The organism is Collinsella intestinalis (genome assembly GCF_902364775.2).
Classification (GTDB): Bacteria; Actinomycetota; Coriobacteriia; order Coriobacteriales; family Coriobacteriaceae; genus Collinsella.
The window spans coordinates 649,798-668,414 of sequence record NZ_CABJEU020000001.1; the positions used below are offsets into that span (position 1 = coordinate 649,798).

The 18,617-nt window shown below is 63.5% G+C and carries 15 protein-coding genes; 10 read left to right on the plus strand and 5 right to left on the minus strand.

From position 1 onward, the window contains the following. Positions 1-2 precede the first annotated feature (2 nt). Both FY258_RS02790 and FY258_RS02795 read left to right on the plus strand, forming a co-directional pair. On the plus strand, positions 3-503 hold the full coding sequence (locus FY258_RS02790; RefSeq protein ID WP_259324416.1) for a hypothetical protein: 501 nt from the start codon (positions 3-5) through the stop codon (positions 501-503). Between the two features lie 51 nt (positions 504-554). Continuing rightward, positions 555-1,430 carry a deoxyribonuclease IV gene (locus FY258_RS02795; protein WP_118102931.1) on the plus strand — a complete coding sequence of 292 codons (876 nt, stop codon included), beginning with the start codon at positions 555-557 and terminating at the stop codon, positions 1,428-1,430. Between the two features lie 280 nt (positions 1,431-1,710). Here the strand turns inward: FY258_RS02795 and FY258_RS02800 are convergent, their stop codons facing one another. Then, positions 1,711-3,516 carry an ABC transporter ATP-binding protein gene (locus FY258_RS02800; RefSeq protein ID WP_118102933.1) on the minus strand — a complete coding sequence of 602 codons (1,806 nt, stop codon included), beginning with the start codon at positions 3,514-3,516 and terminating at the stop codon, positions 1,711-1,713. 287 nt (positions 3,517-3,803) lie between these two features. On the opposite strand from FY258_RS02800, the gene FY258_RS02805 reads away from it, so the two are divergent. The 6 genes from FY258_RS02805 (at position 3,804) to FY258_RS02830 (ending at position 11,443) form a co-directional block, all read left to right on the plus strand. Further along, positions 3,804-4,742, plus strand: a complete 939-nt coding sequence (locus tag FY258_RS02805) for a helix-turn-helix transcriptional regulator (protein ID WP_118102935.1) — start codon at positions 3,804-3,806, stop codon at positions 4,740-4,742. A 114-nt stretch (positions 4,743-4,856) separates the two neighbouring features. Further along, a complete protein-coding gene (locus FY258_RS02810; protein ID WP_118102937.1) occupies positions 4,857-6,881 on the plus strand; it encodes a COX15/CtaA family protein in 2,025 nt (674 codons plus the stop codon). Between the two features lie 433 nt (positions 6,882-7,314). Then, positions 7,315-8,145, plus strand: a complete 831-nt coding sequence (locus tag FY258_RS02815) for an ABC transporter substrate-binding protein (protein WP_118102939.1) — start codon at positions 7,315-7,317, stop codon at positions 8,143-8,145. 142 nt (positions 8,146-8,287) lie between these two features. Continuing rightward, positions 8,288-9,679: an amino acid ABC transporter permease gene (locus FY258_RS02820; protein ID WP_118102941.1), complete on the plus strand. Its 1,392-nt coding sequence runs from the start codon at positions 8,288-8,290 to the stop codon at positions 9,677-9,679. A gap of 12 nt (positions 9,680-9,691) precedes the next feature. Beyond that, positions 9,692-10,528 (plus strand): amino acid ABC transporter ATP-binding protein, encoded by an 837-nt coding sequence (locus tag FY258_RS02825; protein ID WP_310592051.1) that lies wholly within the window; start codon positions 9,692-9,694, stop codon positions 10,526-10,528. Between the two features lie 87 nt (positions 10,529-10,615). Continuing rightward, a complete protein-coding gene (locus FY258_RS02830) occupies positions 10,616-11,443 on the plus strand; it encodes a YaaA family protein (RefSeq protein ID WP_118102943.1) in 828 nt (275 codons plus the stop codon). A 112-nt stretch (positions 11,444-11,555) separates the two neighbouring features. On the opposite strand, the gene FY258_RS02835 is transcribed toward FY258_RS02830, so the two are convergent. The 4 genes from FY258_RS02835 to FY258_RS02850 form a co-directional block, all read right to left on the minus strand. After that, on the minus strand, positions 11,556-12,797 hold the full coding sequence (locus tag FY258_RS02835) for an iron-containing alcohol dehydrogenase (protein ID WP_118102945.1): 1,242 nt from the start codon (positions 12,795-12,797) through the stop codon (positions 11,556-11,558). A 39-nt stretch (positions 12,798-12,836) separates the two neighbouring features. Further along, the gene (locus FY258_RS02840; RefSeq protein ID WP_118102947.1) at positions 12,837-13,475 is read right to left on the minus strand and encodes a lactate utilization protein; all 639 of its coding nucleotides are present in this window, start codon (positions 13,473-13,475) and stop codon (positions 12,837-12,839) included. A gap of 109 nt (positions 13,476-13,584) precedes the next feature. Then, positions 13,585-13,950, minus strand: coding sequence for a YolD-like family protein (locus FY258_RS02845; protein ID WP_118102949.1), 366 nt, complete (start codon positions 13,948-13,950; stop codon positions 13,585-13,587). Further along, positions 13,943-15,460 (minus strand): Y-family DNA polymerase, encoded by a 1,518-nt coding sequence (locus FY258_RS02850; RefSeq protein WP_118102951.1) that lies wholly within the window; start codon positions 15,458-15,460, stop codon positions 13,943-13,945. Before FY258_RS02850 ends, FY258_RS02845 begins: the two co-directional genes overlap by 8 nt. Positions 15,461-15,647: 187 nt before the next feature. On the opposite strand from FY258_RS02850, the gene FY258_RS02855 reads away from it, so the two are divergent. After that, on the plus strand, positions 15,648-16,355 hold the full coding sequence (locus tag FY258_RS02855) for a phosphatase PAP2 family protein (protein WP_259324417.1): 708 nt from the start codon (positions 15,648-15,650) through the stop codon (positions 16,353-16,355). A 125-nt stretch (positions 16,356-16,480) separates the two neighbouring features. Continuing rightward, entirely contained in the window at positions 16,481-18,580 is a 2,100-nt protein-coding gene (locus FY258_RS02860) for an NAD(+) synthase (RefSeq protein ID WP_118102955.1), read from the plus strand. Positions 18,581-18,617 lie beyond the last annotated feature (37 nt).

Sequence of the window (18,617 nt, forward strand, 5' to 3'; positions counted from 1 at the left end):
TCATGTTCGATGCCCGTATGACTCGTCGTTCCGCCGTTGCGCTGTGCGCGACGCTTCTGCTCGCCGGCTGCGGTGCCGGTGAGCCTGTCGCCGCTGGCAGCACCGGTTCCGCTCAGGACGCTCCCGCAGCCGCTTCGAAGAACGTTGCGTGGGAGGTCAAGCTGGATGCTGAGGCCCCCTTCATGAACGTCGAGGGCGATCAGAGCGCGGCCACGCCCAGTGAGTGCTGGATGCAGCATGAGGATGGCACGGTGCAGGTCCAGGTCGCCGGTTCGTCGATCCCCGAGCCCACGGTCGAGAGCGTCGAATTCGCCGACGGCGTGCTCACACTGACTATGGTCCAGCCCGATGAAGACACGCCGGCGACGATGGACTTCGTCTTGCACCAGTTCATGGTCAGCGGGGCCGACGCCCCCAAGGTCGCGGCTGTCGTGCTCGTGCGTGGCGAGGAGACCGTCGAGCTTCCCGCCGGTGAGCTTGCCGAGTTCGAGACCGCAGAGTAGCAAGGTGTTTCGACGGCGGGCCGCGCGCGGCCCATGTGTTTCGGAGGTCCCATGCTGACCATCGGTTGTCATCTGTCCACTACCAAGGGCTATACCGCTATGGGCGAGACTGCTCGCTCCATTGGCGCAAATACCTTTGCGTTCTTCACGCGCAATCCGCGCGGCGGGAACGCCAAGCCGCTCGATCTCGATGACGTGGCGGGTCTGCGGCGAATCTTGGACGAAGATGGGTTTGGGCGCCTCGTGGCGCATGCACCCTATACGTACAATCCCTGCTCCGCCAAGGAACGGGCGCGCGAGTTCGCGCTCGAGGCCATGGCCGAGGACTTGCAGCGCATGGAGGCGCTGCCCGGGCAACTCTACAACTTCCATCCCGGCGCACATGTGGGGCAGGGCGCTGATGCGGGAATCGAGCTGATCGTCAGCACTCTGTGCCACGTTATGTTCGAGGGTCAGCGCACGTGCGTGCTGCTCGAGACGATGGCGGGCAAGGGCACCGAGGTGGGGCGCACCTTCGAGGAGCTCACGCGCATCATCGAGGGTGTGGCCTCGCGCCGTCCCGAGCTTGCCGGCACCGACATGCTCGGTGTGTGCCTGGATACCTGCCACATCTCCGACGGTGGGTACGACATCGTGGATGACCTGGATGGCGTTATGGCTGAATTCGATCGCGTTGTGGGTCTCGAGCGCCTGCAGGCGGTCCATATCAATGACTCCAAGAACCCGCGTGGCGCGCATAAGGACCGCCATGAGGTGATCAGCGGGGGATACCTGGGCAATCCCGAGCTCGGTGGCGGCGAGCACGTTTTGCGCGCCATCGTGACGCATCCCGCCCTGTGCGAACTGCCCTTTATTTTGGAAACCCCGCATGACGACCTTGCTGGTTATGCGGGTGAGATCGCCTACCTGCGCGGGCTCGCGGGGTAACGCGAGTCGCGCTTGCGCTGAGAAGTTGAGGTTTTTCGTATCGTTTTTAAAAAGGATGAAGTAGTGCGGGTGTTTGGCCCAACAAAACTGCAGGTCGCAGTTGGTCTCCGATCGCGTGTATCTGACTAATCTCAAAATGAGTACGAAAAAGCTCTCTCTTCCTCGAGCGAGGGGGTTCGTCGCAGCTTAGTGAGTGACATTCCAGCAGGATATGCCTCATTGCGACTTCGCGCCCCTGTTTTTCAGCCCGGCTTGCCCTGCTACAGCTTTTACGCCCGGTTTATTCCCCGTCCAAAAACGCGCCGGTTTGGCGGTTCCAGAGGGCGGCGTATTCTCCTTCGGCCTCGGCGAGCTCGGCATGCGTGCCATCCTCGACAATCTCGCCGTCGGAGAGCACCACGATGCGGTCGAGCGCCGCCACGGTGGACAGGCGGTGCGCTACGACGATGGACGTGCGTCCGCGCATGAGGTTCTCGAGTGCATCCTGCACCAGCGCCTCGCTCTCGGAGTCCAATGCGCTTGTGGCCTCGTCGAGCACCAGGATCGGTGCGTCGGTGAGGATGGCGCGGGCGATGGCCACGCGCTGACGCTGGCCGCCGGAGAGTTTCACGCCGCGCTCACCCACGAGCGTATCAAGGCCGCTGGGCAGGCGATCGATGAACTCGAGCGCGTTGGCAAGCTCGGCGGCACGGCGGATCTCCTCCTCGGAGGCGCCGGGGCGGCCATAGGCTATGTTCTCGCGGATGGAACGGTGGAACAACAGCGCTTCCTGCGGAACGTAGGCGATCTGCCGGCGCAGGCTCTGCTGGGTGCAGGTGGAGATGTCCTGGCCGTCCACGCGCACATGCCCGTCCTGCACGTCGGAAAGGCGCAGCAGCAGCTTGGTGAGGGTGGTTTTACCCGATCCCGAGCGACCAACGAGGCCCACGCGCTGGCCGGCCGGGATATGCAGGTTGAGGTCGGTGAAGACGCGGTCGCCCTCGGCGGCGTCGGCGTAGGCGAAGCCGAGGTGGTCGAAGTCGATCGAGCCCTCGGTCACCAGGAGGTCCGGGGCACCGGGCGCGTCCTCCACCAGGCGCGGTTCGTCCAGGATGCGGGCCATCTCGCTTGCGTCGCCGATGGCGCGGTTCATGCGCTGCATCATCGAGTTGATGTAGTTGAAGCGCATGGAGAGCTGATAGGTGTAGGAGAACATCATGACGAGCATGCCGCCCGAGATGCCGAACCAGGCGTTGCCGCCCGCCACGAAGATGGACACGATGAGCATGATCACGGTGATGATGCCGCTCGTGGTGAACCCGCGCTGCATGGTGGCGCGCATGGAGCGGCTCTCGGCCTGCATGGCCGCGAGGTCCGCCTCGTCGAAAAGCTCCTTCTCGAAGTCCTCGCGTCCGCAGGTCTTGACGGCGAGGATGTTGGTCACGGCGTCCGATAGCACTCCGGAGAGGCGGTTCTGCGCCTTGGCGGTGGCGGCGGAGAGCGGCAGGATGCGCTGGTACATGCGCGTGGCCACGATCACGTATATCACGAGCATCACGGCGAGTGCCGCGGCATAGGCGGGCACGGCCGGCGCGAGCGCGATGAACGTGCAGGCGGTGCTTGCGATGGTGGGGATGAGCGAGTAGACCACGACGTCGACCATCTGGGTGTAGCCGCCCAAGAACTTGCTCGTCTGGCTCACCAATGCGCCGCCGAAACGGCTCGTGTGGAAGGTCATCGACTGGTTGGAGAGCGTGTCGAAGCACAGGCGCGCGAGATGGTAGTTGCCGTTGATCTGCAACTTGTAGACGGCGTAGTCCTGCAACTTGGAACAGATCTGGCCGACGAGGTTCACTAGCAGCAGCGCCAGGATGTAGGGGCCGAAGACCTCCCATACCTTATCGGCGGGCACGGGCGCCGCCTGCACGCGGTCCACGATGAGGCCCATCACCCAGGTGTTCACGAAGATGAGCAGCGCCACGTAGGCGACGGAGGTGAACACGGCGAGGAATGCCGCGCCGGGTACCATGCGCGTGACCTCCCAAAAGCGGCGCAGTGTGCGCTTTACGGCGGGTTTCTCGAGCTTTTGGACGTTTCTCTGCGACATATGCGTGTCTCCTTATGCGTCGTCGTCTGTCCTAGGTTATCTCTTGAAGTGCCCTTCAGGTCAAGCGCGGATTGAGCTCGGCCGTATCGCCCCGTCATGTGAAAAGACGCCCAGATCATGCTGTTTATGCAGGTAGATGAGTCGCAACCAGCGGTTGACGGATCAGGGGCAAAACGCAACCCCAGCGCCCTTGCGCAACGGGCATCGTTCGCGGAAGCTGAAGTCGGCGAGGGGTCCGGACGCCTCGCCGAGCATGTACGATTGACCACGATGAAAGGGAGCGCATCATGAGTTTCCGTGACAACCTGCTATATCTGCGTGATTCGCGTAACATGACCCAGGAACATCTCGCCATGCTGCTCGGCGTGACCCGTCAAGCGGTGAGCAAGTGGGAGGCTGGTGCCTCCACCCCCGACATGGACAAGCTGGTTCGCTTGTGCGAGATCTTCGAAGTCGACCTCGATAAGATGATTCGCGGTGACGTGACGGTTAGGACTGTCAATCAGACGCTTGCCATCCCCGACGGCGCGCCTGTGTCCGATGTGACGGGATACGATCCGCACATGAGGTCTCGGGCCCTGTTCATTGCGGGCGCGGCCGCCTTTTTGGTGTTCGGTGTGGGGAGCGTTGCGATGCTCGCGCGCGGTGGCGTCGGCCTTTTATTGCTCGGTGGAGGTTGGGGACCGGTTCTCAATCCTTATCCTTTCTATTTTCTGCTTACGGGTGCCGCGGGTGCACTCGCGTGCCTTGCGGTGGCCCACATCAGGCACGTTGCGTTTTGTCGCGCTCATCCGTTCGTGAGCAACTTCTACACCGATGACGATCACGAGCGCGCCTGTCGTCTGAGCGGGTTTTCGCGTATCGCCGCCTGTGCGCTCGTATGCTTCGGCGCCGTGATCGCGGTCATTCAGAGCGTACCGCTGCAGCATGTGTCGGGAGGCCTGAGTTCGTTGGTGGTCTGCTGCGCGGCAGCGGCGCTTGTTGCGATGTACGGTCGCCTCATGGCCCGCCGCATCGACATCGAGGCATATAACGAACGTGCCGAATTTCTGCATGGGGGATGTGACGTGCGCGTTCGATTCGCCCTGTTGGTAGCGGCGGTGACGGTTGTCGCAGCGCTCGGTAGCCTCTTCTTCGTCCTCTCCGCATGGAGTCAGATTCTCATCTGGGGTGCCATTGCCATCGCGGTTGGATGGGCGTTCTTAACGGTGTTTCGCGAGTCCTAGGGGTGCCTTGCGGTGGCGCGGGCGGGGTTTCGCCCTCGCTCGCGTTGCCCGCCGCCGAACTGGGTATCATTCCTCCATATTGCACGCCGCCCGCCCGGAAGGATTGATACCTCGATGAACCACGACGAGATTTTGGAGATGCTGAGGCGTTCCGGAGTGGAGGTGCCCGGCAGCGCCGAACACAGTGCGGAGGAACCCATCGATGTGGAAGTCGAGGTGGAGGATATCCCGGCGGGCGAGTCGAAGAACTCTACGGGCGGCGAAGCGCCCAAGTCCGCCCGCGAGCGCAAGAAGGCCGCTCGCGCCAAGGAGAAGGCCGCGCGCGGGGAACGTGTTCGCGAAGGACGCCCCGTTCCCCCGTTCATGGAGAAGCTCGCCCACTGGAGCCGCACGGCGCTCATCGTGGCGCTGATCGTGCTCGGCATCGCCGCACTCGTCTCGTATTGGTGGTTCCATCCGGCGCTCAACATCCACAGTCCGCGCGTGTGGAGCTGGATCATCCTCGTCGCCATCTTCGCCGTGGTTGCCCTCAAGGTCGTGGCTCTGCGCTCCGCGCGCCATGCAACGCTGCTCAACCGGCTCGCGTACGTGCCGCTTGCGGTGATTCTTGCGTTCTTCGTCGGCCTCATCATGGGTGAGCCGTTCATCCCCGGCAACGCTGAGCGTTACGCCAACGTGCTCAAGACCACTGACGGTGATTTCGCCAAAGATATCAAGGAAGTCGACTATTCGGATGTTCCCGTGATCGATCGCGCCTCCGCGCAGCTGCTCGGCTCCCGCGCCATGGGTTCGATCCCCGAGTTCGTGAGCCAGTTCGAGATCAGTCCCGCCTACAGCCAGATCAACTACCAGGGTCGCCCGGTGCGCGTGAGCCCGCTCACCTATGCCGATCTTTTCAAGTGGCTGAGTCATCGCGGCACGGGTATTCCCGCGTACGTGCTCGTGGACATGGTCACGCAGGAGGCCGAGGTTGTGCGTCTGAAGGACCCGATCCGCTATTCCGAGAGTGAGCCGCTCGCGCGCAACATCGACCGCTACGTGCAGCTTAAGTACCCCACCTACATGTTCGACCAGAAGAGTTTCGAGCTCGACGAGAAGGGAACGCCCTGGTGGGTCTTTCCCGTGCAGAGGCGCACCATCGGCCTGTTTGAGGGCACCACGATCCAGCGCGTTGTCCTGGTGAACGCTTGCACTGGCGAGACTGAGGATTACGTGATTGAAGACTGCCCCACATGGGTCGACCGCGCCTATCCGAGCGACCTCATCATCCAGCAGTACAACTGGAGCGGCGCGTACAGGGGCGGTTGGCTCAACTCCTGGCTTGGCCAGCAGGGCGTGGTCCGCACCACGCTCGGCACCGACGGTGAGCTCGGCTACAACTACCTTGCCCAGGGCGATGATATCTACCTGTACACGGGTGTGAGCTCTGTGACTGCCGACAGCTCGAATGTTGGCTTCATCCTGGTCAATCAGCGCACGGGAGAGTCGCATTACTATCCGGTGGCGGGCGCCACCGAGGATTCGGCCCAGGCGTCTGCCGAGGGTCAGGTGCAGAACCTCAAGTACGAAGCGACCTACCCGCTTCTGCTCAATGTCGCCGGGCAGCCGACCTATTTCATGGCGTTGAAAGACAATGCCGGACTGGTCAAGATGTACGCCATGATCAACGTGGAGCATTACCAGAGCGTCGCCACGGGTTCCACGGTTGCGTCGACTCAGGAGAGCTACCTGCAGATGCTCGCCACATCCGGTGCGCTTTCCGGAGATGAGGCGGCGGCGAGCGGTGCGGAGGTCGAGGTCTCCGGCACCATCGCCTCCATTGCCCAGGCGGTCATCGACGGAAATTCGCACTTTTACGTCACGCTCGAGGGCGACTCGGCGATCTACGACTTCGCCTTGCCCGATATGCTCGAGATAGTCCGTCACAAGGTTGGGGATTCCATCACATTCAATTGCGCCAGGGCGGCCGATGGGTCGGATGGCGCCGCGGTTCGTTCCGTGACGAAGTTCGGCACATCGCGCGCCTCTAAGAACGCGGATGTCGATGAGGGCGGTAACGCGTCAACGACGACAGGGGGTGCTGCAGGTGGCGACTCGCCCGCAGCTGCGGGGAATGCCGAGGGTGGTGCCGCCTCGTAGGCGTTGGGGGCCTGTGGACGCGGCAACCTCGAGGAGTTCCCGCGCGCCCGCTGTGTCCGTCTCGTAGGGCCACGGCGCATCAACGGCGGTTTGGCCTCCTGGCGTCGGCGGGACTCGAAGATCGCCGTCGCGTGCGGAAGTCTGAATATATTCAAAGAAATGCCAGCCTTCATCGGGCTGGCATTTTTTGTAGGGCTTTAGCCTGTGCGGCGCGTCGATTTGGGCCGCGCGGCCGCGATGTGGCGGGATGAGCGGCTGCGGCGCTGTTTCACTAATGTGCATAACTACACATTAAAGATGCGAGCAAATGAGCATAACGGTAATGAATGAGAAACAAACTGCATTAAACATACCAAAACATGCGAGAGTGTGTATACTCGTTCGCCAAGCAAAGCTTGCTTGGAATCAACGTCTCAGGGGAAAGGATACGCTCATGAAGAAGAAACTATTCGGCGCGACCGCCGCAACCCTCGCCATCGCTGGTGCGCTCGCGCTCGTCGGCTGCGGCGGTTCCCAGGATCCCGCAGCGGGCAGCGCCGCTGGCGAGGCGGGGGACGGCGAGGCCTACACGTTGGTCGAGGACGGCACGTTCACCATCGGCACATCTGCCGAGTACGAGCCCTTCGAATATATGGAGGACGGCGAATACAAGGGCTTTGACCTCGAGCTCGCCGAGCTCATCGCCGATGACCTGGGCCTGGACTTCGAGATCGTCAACATGGATTTCGACGGCCTGTGCGCCGCCGTCGCGTCGGGCACCAAGATGGATGCCGCGTTCGGCGCTATCACCATCACGCCCAAGCGCGAGAAGCAGGTCGATTTCACGGATTCGTATTACATGGATGACCAGGCGATTGTCACCATGAAGGACAACGCCGACATCACGGGCGACAACTACGCCGACGCCCTCAATGCCGAAGGGGTGAAGATCGCCGTTCAGTCCGGTTCCACGGCCGAGGCGTTCGTCAACGAGAATTTCCCCAAGGCGACCGCGGTGCCGTTCAAGAACGCCACCGATTGCTTTGCCGCCCTGCAGTCCAACCAGGCCGTCGCCCTGGTGACCAACCGTTCCGTGGCCGCGCAGCTCACTGCCTCGAGCTTTGATAACGAGCAGGTCATCAAGCTGATCTCAACCGGCGAGGAATACGCCATCGCCGTGAACAAGGACAACCCCGGCCTCAAGGACGCGATTAACGAGACGCTCGCCAAGTTCTCCGAGGATGGAACCATCGACGCCCTGATGGAGAAGTACAGCATCAAGTAGTCGCTTCGCATCGTGACGGCCGCCCTCCCGTGCGCGAGCGCGGGAGGGCCTTTGCGGCGAGGTGCGATGCCGGTCGCGTGCCCGTTGGCGGGCAAGGCATTTTACGGCAGAGCGCCCCGCATGATTGAAAGAGGAAAGAGCCATGGATACCGGGATTTCTTTGACGAGGGGAACATCGGGGACGCCTCCTTGTGCGGTGCTCCGCATCGCGGCGCGCCTGTGCGTCGCGATGTGCCTCGTCTGGGTGGCGTTCGGGGTGACATGCGGCACGGGCGCCGTCCCCGCCCACGCACTCGAGGTCGAAAAGCTCACCTGCCAGCCCAACGGAGACGCGGGCAGTGAGGTCCTCGGCGGGGCCGAGACGCGCATCACCTGGGAGGTCCAGGCGGATGCGGATGAGGAGCTCACGGGGCTCTCGCTCACCGTTCCCGAGGGCACGTCCTTCACAACCGAAGACCTCCGCCTCACCATGCTTTCAGGTGAGGACCTCATGGAGCGCGCGTTCATCGAACCCAAGATCAAGGTCGAGGGCGAGACGCTTGAGCTCGTGTTCCCCGAGGCGGCTCCGGCGGGGCGGTTCTTCCGAGTCGAGCTCTACGGTGTCGTCTTTCCCGCTACAGGCGGCGCGATGCAATGCACGGGCTCCTATACGCTTGCGGATGGGCACGAGCATGACGTCGACGGCATTCCTGCGGTCGAGATCGAGGGTGTGACGCCGTTCGACCAGTTCAAGGCCTTCCTTGAGGAGCAGCCCTGGGTCGAGGTATGGAACTCCAACACGTTCTTGCGTCTGTTCTTCAACCCCGTGCTCATCGTAAGCAGTCTGCCCATCATCTTTGGCGGCTTTTTGATGTCGGTCGCCATCGTACTCGTTGCGTTCCCGCTGGCGATCCCGTTCGGCTTCCTGTTCGCGCTCATGCGCATCTCGAAGTCGCGCATTTTGCGCGCACTTGCGGCTGTGTATGTGAACCTCATCCGCGGCACACCGGCGTTCCTGCAGATCTACATCGCGTTCTTCGGCCTGCCGCTCGCCGGAGTCAACATCGACAACTACACGCTCGGCGTCATCGTCATGGCGATGAACTCCGCCGCTTACCTGTGCGAGATCTTCCGTGCGGGCATCCAGTCCATCCCCAAGGGTCAGTCGGAAGCCGCTCGTTCGCTGGGGATGAGCGCCGCCCAGACCATGGTGTCGATTATCGTCCCGCAGACGTTCCGCAACGTGATTCCTACGCTCACCAGCGAGTTCATCTTGCTGTACAAGGACACCTCGCTGCTCGCGGCTGTGGGCGTGATGGAGATCGTGATGTACGCGAAGACCATCGTGGCCACGACCGGGTCCATCACGCCCTATGTGGTCGCCGCCCTCTTCTACCTCGTGGTGACATTGCCGCTCGCTCGCGTGGTGAGCCTGCTCGAGTCGCGTCTTACCGGCGCCACAGCGGGCACCAATGCGGGCCCCCTCGGCAAGAAGCCCACCAAGAGCGCAGGAACCATGGTGCCCACGCCCGCCGACCATATCGCCAGCCTGTAGGGAGTGTTTGAGATGACTGATGTGACGAAGTGCGACACCGCGGTCGAGGGTGCGCCCGTTGGCGGGCGCGCGGGTGCGGGCACCGATGCCGGTGTTCAAGCGGCGCCCTCTGCTGGCGATGCCCCCGTGGTGCAGATTCGAGGACTGCACAAGGCGTACGGCGGCAACGAGGTCCTGCGCGGAATCGATCTGGACGTACATCGCGGCGAGGTCGTCGTGGTACTGGGGCCGTCGGGCTCTGGCAAGTCGACGATGCTGAGGTGCGTCAACCTGCTCGAGACGCCCACCGCGGGCTCGATCGTGGTCGAGGGCGTAGACATTACCGGGAAGGGCGTGGACATCAACAAGGTCCGCTCGACCTTGGGCATGGTGTTTCAGCAGTTCAACCTGTTCCCGCACCTCTCGGCGAAAAAGAACGTGATGATCGCGCAGCAAAAGGTGCTCAAGCGTAGCCGTGAGGAGGCTGAGCGCATCGCGGTCGAGGAGCTGGGGAAGGTCGGCCTTGCCGACCGCGTGGATTTTATGCCTTCTCAGCTTTCTGGCGGTCAGCAGCAGCGCGTCGCCATAGCGCGCGCCCTGGCCATGAACCCGCACGTCATGCTTTTCGACGAGGCGACGAGTGCGCTCGACCCCGAGCTCGTGCGCGACGTGTTGGGCGTCATGCGCGACTTGGCTCGCGAGGGGATGACCATGATCGTCGTCACGCACGAGATGCAGTTCGCCCGTGACGTCGCCGATCGCGTGGTGTTCATGGACGGAGGCGTTATCGTGGAACAAGGGACTCCCGAGCAGGTGTTCGACCATCCGCAATCTGAGCGAACCAAGGATTTCCTCGGCCATATCTCGTAGGCGAACATCGATTTCGTGCATGCGCCCCGAGCGCCCGGGTACCTTTGACATAATGGGTCGGGTACTCGAGCGCTCGGAGGCTTTTTCATGTTGCAGGTCATCATCTCTCCCGCAAAGCAGATGCAGCTGGCTCGTGATGGGTTTGTCCCACGGGGCATTCCGCCGCTTTCGGAGAAGACCGCCCGCGTCATGGACGCTCTGCGCGCAATCGAGCGTGAGCAGGGGAGCGAGGGGCTGCAAGCACTGTGGGGCGTCAACGACAAGTTGTTGGCCGAGAACGTGGAACGCCTGCATAGCTATCGAGACATTGCCGACGCGAGCCTCCTTGGGGATGCGGAGCTGTCTCGTCTTGTCTCTCCCGCGATCTTCTCTTACGTGGGCATTCAATTTCGCAGCATGGCGCCGGACGTGCTCGACGCCGCTGCGCTCGAGTGGTTACAGGGACATCTGTGGGTGCTTTCCGCGCTCTACGGCTGTGTTCGACCGTTCGACGCGGTTCAGCCGTATCGATTGGAGATGGGTGCCAAATTGTCCGTGGATGGGGAGAAGAATCTCTATGCGTTTTGGGGCGATTCAATCGCACGGGCCGTGTGTGCCGAGCTGGACGTGCAGTCTGGTGATGTGGTTGAAATTGTGAATCTGGCCAGCGTGGAGTATTCCAAGGCGGTGCTCCCGCATCGACCTGACGGAACACGTGAGGTCACGTGCATCTTCGGTGAGGGCTTGCGCAACGGCAGGCCCGTCCAGCGTTCGACTGCGAGCAAGATCGCGCGCGGCAGCATGGTTCGCTGGATGGCGGAGCGTGGAGTGCATCGTGCTGAGGAGCTCAAGCATTTCGATGTTGGTTATACGTTCGACCCCGATCTATCCCAGGAAGATGCGAAGGGGCAGACCCTTGTCTTCATGAGGGGATAGGCACGTCGGCTGGTTTGTCGTCGGAATATGCGAGAAGGCGCCTCGCGGCTCCCGGCATGAGGGGCTGCGAGGCGCCTTTCGGATGGGGCGTTGTCGTGCAAGCGGGTCCGGGCTACAGTGCGCTCTCGTAGATTGCCCGGGCGTCTTCCAGGGTGAGCTTGCGGAACGTGCCGAAGCTCTCTCCGCGGTTCACGCGCAGACCGCGGATCATCTGGTCGATGTCGCCTTCCGTGATACCAAGCTCTCCGAGCGTGGAGGGCATGCCCATGGACATGAAGAAGTCCTGCAGTTCGTCGATGGTTGCTTCGACGGCGTCATGTACTGCACGCTCGGGCGTGATCTTCTCATCGATGGCGGACAGGTCGTCCACCTCGGGGTCGATGGGTTCGATGCCGAACACCTCGGCGCCGAAGGTGAGGAAGCGCTCGGGATGGCTCTTCCACACGTGGCGCATCCACGCGGGGAAGATGACGGCAAGGCCCGCGCCGTGCGTGATGCGCGGATCGGCGGCCGAGACTTCATGTTCCATGCCGTGACAGGACCAGTCGCCGTCGCGCATGCCGGGGATGCCCAGACCGCAGCCTGCCAGGCCGTTGTGTGCGAGCGTTCCGATCCACATGAGCTCGGCTCGCGCATCGTAGTTCTCGGGTTCGTCCATTACGATGTGAGCCGCATCGATGGCTGCGCGGATGAGGCCGCAGGCGATGTTGTCGGTCGCGCCCACCGCGGGCTCTCCGGAGAAAAAGCGCTCCATGATGTGGGCGATCATGTCGGTCACCCCCGCCGCCGTCTGATACGGCGGGAGGGTGAAGGTGAGTTCGGGATCCAGGAAGGCAATCTTGGGGCGGATGAGCTCGCTGTTGCAGCCGCTCTTGAGCCCCTCGGCGTCATTGCTGATGACGCAGGAGTTGGAGGCTTCGGAGCCGGAGGCGGGGATGGTCACTACGGTCGCGATCGGCAGGCAGTGCTCGACGGTTGCCTTTTTGGACCAGAAGTCCCAGGCATCGCCGGTATAGCCCGTGGCGATTGCGATCCCCTTGGCGCAGTCCATCGCCGAGCCGCCGCCGACCGGCAAGACTATGTCGACCTGCTCGTGCTCGGCGAGCGCCGCGCCCTCGCGCACGAGGGCGATCTCGGGGTTGGGGCGCACGCCACCCAGTTCGACATGGGACACGCCGGCGGCGTCGAGTGAGGCCTTTACGCGGTCGAGCGTGCCCGTGCGGACCACGGAGCCCTGGCCGTACACGATCAGGGCGCGTCGATATCCGGCTTCCGCCAGCTCGGCGCCGACCGTATCGGTGACGCTGCGGCCGAATACGAACTTGGTGGGGGAGCAGAAGGTGAAATTGTTCATGGATGTCCTTTCCCGTCGGGCTCTCCGACGCGCAGGTTCTTAAAAGCCGAGGTCCTCTCCGACGAGGATGACGTGGATGCGCCCATCGTGGCGCGAGTGGCGGGTGATTACCTCCTGGCAGCACATGCATTTCTCGGCGTGGCAGTTCGAGCAGACGCCGGCGAGTTCGCACGGGGTACCGGTGTGTAGGCGCGCGGCGTTGAGCGGGCATGTGACGGTGCGGATGCGCTTGAGCCCGCTTTCGACATCCGCCACGACTTTGTTCATGCCGGCGATGACGCAGACATGCTTGGGACCATGGAGCAGCAGGGCGAGGCGGTTGGCGTTGCCGTCGATGTTGACGAGTTCGCCGTCGAGTGTGATGGCGTTGGTGCCCATGAAGAACCAGTCTGCGCCGACCTGCTCGCGCCACATGGCATCTTGCTCCTCAGGCGTGGTGGCCTGCGAGCGGTCGATCATGCGGTGACCGTCGGCCTCCAGGGCCGCTTTGATGCCGCTTTCGGAAAACGAGACGCTTCCGCCCCAGGTGACGCTTTGGCCCGGTTCTACGAGGTCGCGTGCGAGCTCGACCGCCTCTGCGGCGGTATCGCGGTAGTGGCCGGTCATGTTGCGAATCGCGAGTTTCTTGATGATGTGCTCCGCGGTGGTGCGGTGTACGGTCCTCTTCACATCTTCCATGCTGCCTCCTCGGCTTGGTATGCGGTGCGGGTCATGAGAGGATGGCCTGGCGGCTCCATCTTCCGCAAGCCCGATCTGTTCCATTGTGGCACCACCCGCGCCGGTGGCGCTAGCGTTTGATGGCCAAGATGTCATCGAAGCCGATGACGGTCTTTACGACCTGTATTCGCCGAAACGCAAAGTCGATGCGGGCGACGATGCCCGACACGGTGCGGTAGGTGTCCCAGTCGTAATAGGTCACGTGCACCAGATCGCCTTTTTTCACCTGCATGATCGTACGGGAAAGGGCCAAGGCCTCCTCATCGGTGAGCTCGTGGCGGGGCTCGGTGATGCGCTCCTGCTGCCGCGCGAGTTCGTAGTAGCCGGTGAGGGCGGCGAAGGGCATGAACTGGGCCGCCCTGCTCGCCCTCGGTTTGCCGTTTGCCGTCAGTGGGCCCGCCCCCGTGGCCTCTTGTGCATCCATGTGATCACGCATGGTGTCCTCCCACCTGTTCGTTGCGCTCGCGCCCCGTCGCCTCGGGGCGCAGGCTCCGCCCCATGACGAGTGCGTTTTTTCCATACCGCCCCTTCACATCGATGATGGCGCGCTGCAGTTCCCGTTCCCGGGCCTCTGCCTCGACGTCGGTGAAGAGGTCGATGGTGGCCAGCTCCTCGGGGAGCAGGTCGCCAAAACCGATGTTCACCCGCTTGATTGGGCGCCGAGGATCGACCGACTCGGCGAACAGGCGCTCGAAGTATTCTTGAAGCTTGCGGCGCGAGTTCGTTCGCTCCTGCAGCTTGCGTTGCTTACCCGCGTGCGCGTATGCGCCTCTCCCGCCGGCAGGTCTCGTTCCATGTTCCCCGGTGAATGCCCCCGCGCGCCGCGCGCCCTCGGCGTAGAGGTCGCGTTCGCGATCGCCGTTCCGCGTGGGTTCGACGCGGTTCTCACCCGGCCGCGGCGTGATGCGGGGGATATCCTCCGCGGTGGTGCTGCGCCGATGTCCGCAGCCGTCCACGTATGAGGCGCTGCCGCTTGCGTCGAGTCTTCGAAGCTCGCGGACTTCGCTGCCGTAGCCCACATACAGCGAGATCGAACTGGCCACCACGCCCCGTTCGACGAGCTCGAGCACCGAGGCGTCCACCATCTCGCGGAGCACGGTGAGCGCTTCGTCGTAGCTGTAGTTGCGGGAGAGCACCTGCCCGTTCACCATGGAGGTCGCCTGCGGACGGTATGCCTGTATCTCCGCGATGGTGCAGGGTTCGATGCCGTGCGCATGGTCGATGAGGTATTCGGCGTTTACGCCGAACTCACGGTAGAGGATGCGCTCGTCGAGCGCGGCGACGCCCATGAGGTCGTAGACGCGGTACTTCGCAAGGCGCTCGGCGGTGCCCGGACCGATCCCCCATATATCCGTGATGGGGCGATGGCGCCAGATATCTTGCCTGAAGCGCTCCTCATCCAGTTCGCCGATGCCGTTGTCCTCATGCTTGGCCGTGATGTCGAGTGCGACTTTCGCCAGGAAGAGGTTGGGCCCGATGCCCGCGGTCGCTGTGATGCCGGTGCGGGCGAGCACGGCGCCGCGCAGTTCATCGGCGAACTCGCGCGCTGTGAGGCCGTAGAGTGACAGATAGGATGTCGCGTCGATGAAGCACTCGTCGATCGAGTAGACGTGGACGTCCAGGGGGCTCACATATTCAAGGTAGATGCCGTAGATGCGCGCCGAGATCTCCATGTAGTGGCGCATACGGGGCGGGGCTGCAATGTAGTCGATGTTTTGGGGAATCTCGAAGAGACGGCAGCGGTTGCGTATGCCGAGCTTCTTCATGGCGGGGCTGATCGCCAGGCAGATGGTGGTGCGGCCGCGTGAGGTGTCGGCCACGACGAGGTTTTGCGTGAACGGATCGAGCCCGCGCGCGGCGCATTCGACGGAGGCGTAGAACGTCTTTAGGTCTATGCAGATGTAGGTGCGTTCACGGCCGAGTGCTCCCGCTGCCGGCTTTCCCATCGGATCCTCCCATCGAACATGTGTTCCGAACTTCTGTTCGATGATATGGTCCCGTGCGGACAGAGTCAAACGCGTCGCGAGCCTGTGGGTTTGGCGAAGGTTCGCTGCTCGCGTGCGGGCGCGGGTACAATCCCGCCATGGAATCGGCACAACATGTTCGATGGGCGCGCTGCCCGGCGGAGGTTTTATGACTGAGGAGAAGCAATCGACTGGTTTGGGCGATGGCATCGCACGCGTGGGCGATATCGCGCAGCGGCTGTGCGATAACAGGCGGTTCGTCATCGTGTCGGTGTGCCTGCTCGTGTTCCTCGTCCTGCTCAATCGCGTTCTGGCGGGTGAGATCATGGCGCTCGACCGCTCGGCCATCGCGCTCATGGTCGGGCATGTTCGCACGGCATGGCTAACCCCCGTCATGGAGACCGTCTCGTTCATGGTCACGCCGGTGCCGCTCTTTGCCCTGATCTTTGCCGTGGCGCTTGCCGGGCGTTCCCGCGGCGTTGGGGGATTGGGGTGGTTCTGCACGATTAACCTGGCCGGTTCGACCATCCTCAACCAACTGCTGAAGTTCGCGATCCAGCGTCCCCGCCCCGATGTCTCCCTGCGCTTGGTCGAGATCGGCGGCTTTAGTTTCCCTTCCGGCCACTCCATGGCGGCCATGGCGTTCTTCGGGCTGTTCATCTGGCTCACCTGGCGCTACGTGCGCGACCGTCGTGCACGCGTCGGATTGACCGTGTTCTTGTGCGTGATGATTGCCGCCGTCGGGTTCTCCCGTGTGTACCTGGGTGTTCATTACGCCTCGGACGTGCTCGGCGGTTTTTGCGCGTCCCTCATCTGGCTGGCGGTCTACACCAAGGTCGCCGGGCCGACGCTCGCCGCGGCGAAACGCGTGGGCTAAAGCACCGTCTGCCAAGGCCCCGTTCGCTCATCGGTCGTTCAAATGCGACGTTTGTCCGCTGCGCTTCCGTCCGCTGGGGCGGGTACAATAGGCGTCGTGAATGACGAACAGTTCAGGAGGCTCGCATGGACGAGGTCAAGGCCGCTTGCCAGGCAACGAGTGAGATCGCGGTGAGCGACGGGTATCTGCGCATCGCCGCGGCCACGCCCAAGATCCGCGTTGGGGATGTGGCCGGCAACGCCGCGGCCATTCTCGAGTGCGTCGACGCGGCCGTTCGTGCCGGTGCGCGCGTGTTGGCCTTGCCCGAGCTCTGCCTCACGGGTTATACCTGCGGCGACCTGTTCCACGACCGCGCCCTGCTGCGCGCAGCTGAGTCCGCGCTCTCCGGCTTGCTCGAGGACACATCCGACACGCCGCTGCTGTTCACCGTGGGCCTACCCGTGGCGCATCGTGAGAACGTCTACAACTGCGTCGCCGCATGCTGCGCGGGGCGCCTGCTGGGCCTCACCGTCAAACGCCATCTGCCCAACTACGGCGAGTTTTACGAGCAGCGCTGGTTCGCGCCCGCGCCCATGAACGGGGCGGGGTTCATCCCGTTCGCCGGCCAGGACCCCGTGCCTCTCATGGGCGGCATCGTCTACACCTGTTCCGACCCCGGCCTCGAGGACGTGCGCATCGGCGTCGAGGTCTGCGAGGACCTGTGGGTCCCCAACCCGCCCTCGGTTGACATGGCGCTTTCCGGCGGCGCGACGGTCATTCTGAACGCGAGCGCGTCGAGTGAGGTCTTGGGCAAGTCGGCGTACCGCCGCAGCCTCGTGTCTGGTCAGAGCGCGCGCCTGTACTGCGCCTACGCCTACGCCAACGCGGGCGAGGGCGAGTCCACCACCGATCTTGTCTTCTCGGGCGAGAACCTCATCGCTGAGAATGGCTCGATCGTGGCGAGCACTTCGCTGTTCTCGCGCGAGATGGCCGTGGCCGATGTGGACCTGGAAAAACTCACCGCCGAGCGCCGACGCTCCAACACGTGGCGCGCCGGCGAGTGGTGCATGGGGCATCTGCAGACGATCGACTTCAGCTTCGCGGAAACCGGTGAGGACGCCCCCGCCGCCGGCGAGTCCATCGCGGATGCGCCCAATCAGCCCGCGGTCCTTCCCGCCGAGGACACCGAGCTGCTGCTCAATTCCGCCCTCGATGTGCTGCGCCCCGCTCCGCGTACGCCGTTCGTGCCCGCGGACCCCACGCAGCGCGCCGCGTCCTGCGAGGAGATTCTCGACCTGCAGGCCGCCGGTCTCAAGACGCGCCTCGCCCATACCGGTACCCACTCGGCCGTCATCGGCCTGTCGGGCGGCCTCGATTCCACGCTCGCCCTGCTCGTCACGGTGCGCGCCTTCGATATGCTGGGGTTGCCCCGCACGGGCGTCCATGCGGTGTCCATGCCCGGCTTCGGCACCACGGGCCGCACCAAGTCCAACGCCGAGCGCCTGGCCGAGCAATTGGGCGTCGACTTTCGCACCATCGCGATCGGCGAGGCTGTGCGCGCGCATTTTGCCGACATCGGTCACGACCCGAGTGTGACGGACGTCACCTACGAGAACGCCCAGGCCCGCGAACGCACCCAGGTCCTCATGGATCTTTCCAACGAGCTCGGCGGCTTCGTGATCGGCACGGGCGACCTGTCCGAGCTCGCGCTCGGTTGGGCCACCTACAACGCGGACCATATGAGCATGTATGGCGTGAATGCCGGCGTGCCCAAGACGCTCGTGCGCCATTTGGTGTCGCACGCCGCCGATTCGTTGGGCGGGGAGACGGCCGCGATCCTCCGCGATATCCTCGACACGCCCGTCTCACCCGAGCTATTGCCGCCCGGCGGCGACGGCGAGATCGCGCAGTGCACCGAGGAGCTCGTCGGTCCCTATGAGCTGCACGACTTCTTCTTGTTCCATATGATGCGCTATGGCTTTGCGCCTGGGAAGATCTACCGCATGGCCTGCCGTGCCTTTGCGGAGCCCGGGGTAGACGGGGCGCCCGCCTACGAGCCGGCGACGATCCTGTTCTGGCTGCGCACGTTCTACCGCCGTTTCTTTGCCCAGCAGTTCAAGCGTAGCTGCCTGCCGGACGGCCCCAAGGTAGGCTCCGTGAGCGTGAGCCCGCGCGGCGATTGGCGTATGCCCAGCGACGCTTCCGCGGCACTTTGGCTCGAAGAGATCGACAGCCTGAGCGCGTAGGTGTCTGCGTCCTTTCGCCTTCCATCCCGGCCGGACG

Excerpts from the sequence above, each read along its gene's own strand:
- FY258_RS02790 (WP_259324416.1), top strand. The coding sequence starts at position 3 with ATGTTCGATGCCCGTATGACTCGTCGTTCCGCCGTTGCGCTGTGCGCG.
- FY258_RS02795 (WP_118102931.1), top strand. The coding sequence starts at position 555 with ATGCTGACCATCGGTTGTCATCTGTCCACTACCAAGGGCTATACCGCT.
- FY258_RS02800 (WP_118102933.1), bottom strand. The coding sequence starts at position 3,516 with ATGTCGCAGAGAAACGTCCAAAAGCTCGAGAAACCCGCCGTAAAGCGC.
- FY258_RS02805 (WP_118102935.1), top strand. The coding sequence starts at position 3,804 with ATGAGTTTCCGTGACAACCTGCTATATCTGCGTGATTCGCGTAACATG.
- FY258_RS02810 (WP_118102937.1), top strand. The coding sequence starts at position 4,857 with ATGAACCACGACGAGATTTTGGAGATGCTGAGGCGTTCCGGAGTGGAG.
- FY258_RS02815 (WP_118102939.1), top strand. The coding sequence starts at position 7,315 with ATGAAGAAGAAACTATTCGGCGCGACCGCCGCAACCCTCGCCATCGCT.
- FY258_RS02820 (WP_118102941.1), top strand. The coding sequence starts at position 8,288 with ATGGATACCGGGATTTCTTTGACGAGGGGAACATCGGGGACGCCTCCT.
- FY258_RS02825 (WP_310592051.1), top strand. The coding sequence starts at position 9,692 with ATGACTGATGTGACGAAGTGCGACACCGCGGTCGAGGGTGCGCCCGTT.
- FY258_RS02830 (WP_118102943.1), top strand. The coding sequence starts at position 10,616 with ATGTTGCAGGTCATCATCTCTCCCGCAAAGCAGATGCAGCTGGCTCGT.
- FY258_RS02835 (WP_118102945.1), bottom strand. The coding sequence starts at position 12,797 with ATGAACAATTTCACCTTCTGCTCCCCCACCAAGTTCGTATTCGGCCGC.
- FY258_RS02840 (WP_118102947.1), bottom strand. The coding sequence starts at position 13,475 with ATGGAAGATGTGAAGAGGACCGTACACCGCACCACCGCGGAGCACATC.
- FY258_RS02845 (WP_118102949.1), bottom strand. The coding sequence starts at position 13,950 with ATGCGTGATCACATGGATGCACAAGAGGCCACGGGGGCGGGCCCACTG.
- FY258_RS02850 (WP_118102951.1), bottom strand. The coding sequence starts at position 15,460 with ATGGGAAAGCCGGCAGCGGGAGCACTCGGCCGTGAACGCACCTACATC.
- FY258_RS02855 (WP_259324417.1), top strand. The coding sequence starts at position 15,648 with ATGACTGAGGAGAAGCAATCGACTGGTTTGGGCGATGGCATCGCACGC.
- FY258_RS02860 (WP_118102955.1), top strand. The coding sequence starts at position 16,481 with ATGGACGAGGTCAAGGCCGCTTGCCAGGCAACGAGTGAGATCGCGGTG.